The organism is Bacillus cereus group sp. BfR-BA-01356 (assembly GCF_022663635.1).
In the GTDB taxonomy this organism is placed as follows: Bacteria; Bacillota; Bacilli; order Bacillales; family Bacillaceae_G; genus Bacillus_A; species Bacillus_A cereus.
The window spans coordinates 1-1,856 of the sequence record NZ_JAKUFX010000250.1 but is presented as its reverse complement, the minus strand read 5'-3'; the positions used below and the strand labels follow the sequence as shown (position 1 = coordinate 1,856).

The window sequence follows — 1,856 nt, the reverse complement described above, 5'->3', positions numbered from 1 at the left end:
AAGTTTAAAATTGAAGATTCAAAAGGAAAAATAGTTGGAGAACTAGTAACAAATGAAGAAGGAGAAGCGATATCAAAAGACTTACCAATAGGAAACTATACCGTAGTGGAAATAGAGGCGCCTAAAGGTTATGAATTATTAAAAGATAAAATAGCTGTAAAAATAGAAAAAGATACAGTAGTAGAAATTAAAATAGGAAATAAGAAATTGCCAGATCCGACTGGGCAATTTGAAATTGAAAAAGTTGATGATATGGATAGTGAATTAAAGCTAAAAGGCGCTGTATTTCAAGTGTTAGATAAAGAAGGGAAAGAAGTTAGTAGATTAATAACGGATGAAAAAGGAAAGGTGATTTCCAACCAATTAGCAATTGGAAAGTATACGATTAAAGAAATAAAAGCACCGAACGGATACATGTTACTTAGAGATTCAATAGAAATAGAAATTACAGAAGCAGTAAAGACACAAAAAATAACAGTGAAAAATGCGAAGAATAACTGGGTAATTCCTAATACTGGTGGGAGGGGAACAACAATTTTTTACGTGATTGGTATTATGCTAATGTTTGGTGTGCTATATTTCTGTAAGAAAAATCGTATATTATGAACTAATTTTATAGAGTTAGACAGATTGTTGCGTTAGAGAGTTTTTAGGGCATGAGTTCGGTATTGTACTGGACTCATGTTACTAAATTTGTTGAAGGAGGAAGCATAATAGTAAACATAGAATATATTAATGAATTAAAATATTCAAGAGGTGAAAATGGTGGTAATAAAACAAGACGAAATTAAAGTAGTTGTCGGAGCTGGAGTGTTTAATAATAATCCAGGTTGGATTCAAACGCAAGAAGATGAACTTAACTTACTAGATAAAGCTACGTGGGAAGAAAGATTTGAATACAACTCTATTTCAGCTATTTTAGCTGAGCATGTATGGGAACACCTTACTTTTGAAGAAGGTGTAAGAGCAGCTGAAATTTGTTATGAATTTTTAAAACCATCTGGTCATATTCGGTGCGGAGTCCCTGATGTATTCTTTCAGGATGAGGCATATCAAAATATAGTTCAAATAGGGGGCCCCGGTCCGAAAGATCATCCAGCAGCAAGTCATAAAATCGTTCATAATTATAAAATATTAACGAAAATGTTTGAAACTGCTGGATTCGAGGTAGTTTTACTTGAATATTGTGATGAAAATGGTCGGTTTTATTACAACGAATGGGATGCAAACGACGGTGTTATTTTCCGTTCGAAAAGGTATGATTCTAGAAATAAAGGCGATAAACTTGGTTTTCCATCGCTAATTGTCGATGCGATTAAGCGCTAATCATTCAACAAAAAAAGGAGTTAATCCTATGATTTCATAAGTCGCAAATGCGGCTTTTTTATTTGTACGTAAATCTATATTTAATTTTCAATACTATATAACTCGATTTAGAAAATATTTAAGTTTTTCTCAGCGTCATTCGCTTTAAATTGACACTTCGTTGACATAAATATTTATTTTATATTTATATTCGTGTAAAATGAAATAAGAACATATATTCTATATAAGGAGGCAATCAAAATGATAGCTGAAATTGGGAAACTAACTGATGGATATATTGTAAAATTTGAACGTGAATTTCCATATACGGTAGAGGAAGTTTGGTCTGTATTAACAGAAAACAGTAAGCTGAAAAAATGGATGTCCAATTTACAGATTGAAAGCCTTAAAACTGGTGGAATAATAAAGTTCGACATGATTGTAAATGTCAAGATAAACATGTACATTTTCGCTTGTTTAAGCATGTACAAAATCAATCATTTTCTTTGCTAAAATGATCTTTAATTCGATAGGATTGTCCTACAATACTG

The 1,856-nt window shown here is 31.8% G+C and carries 2 protein-coding genes and 1 pseudogene; all 3 read left to right on the top strand.

From position 1 onward, the window contains the following. A partial coding sequence (locus MR168_RS32710) for an MSCRAMM family protein (protein ID WP_242291758.1) occupies positions 1-606 on the top strand: 606 nt, incomplete at its 5' end. A 159-nt stretch (positions 607-765) separates the two neighbouring features. Then, positions 766-1,326: a class I SAM-dependent methyltransferase gene (locus MR168_RS32705; protein ID WP_086412678.1), complete on the top strand. Its 561-nt coding sequence runs from the start codon at positions 766-768 to the stop codon at positions 1,324-1,326. Positions 1,327-1,566: 240 nt separating this feature from the next. Beyond that, positions 1,567-1,782: pseudogene (locus MR168_RS32700) on the top strand (SRPBCC family protein); the annotation flags it as partial. Between the last annotated feature and the right edge of the window lie 74 nt (positions 1,783-1,856).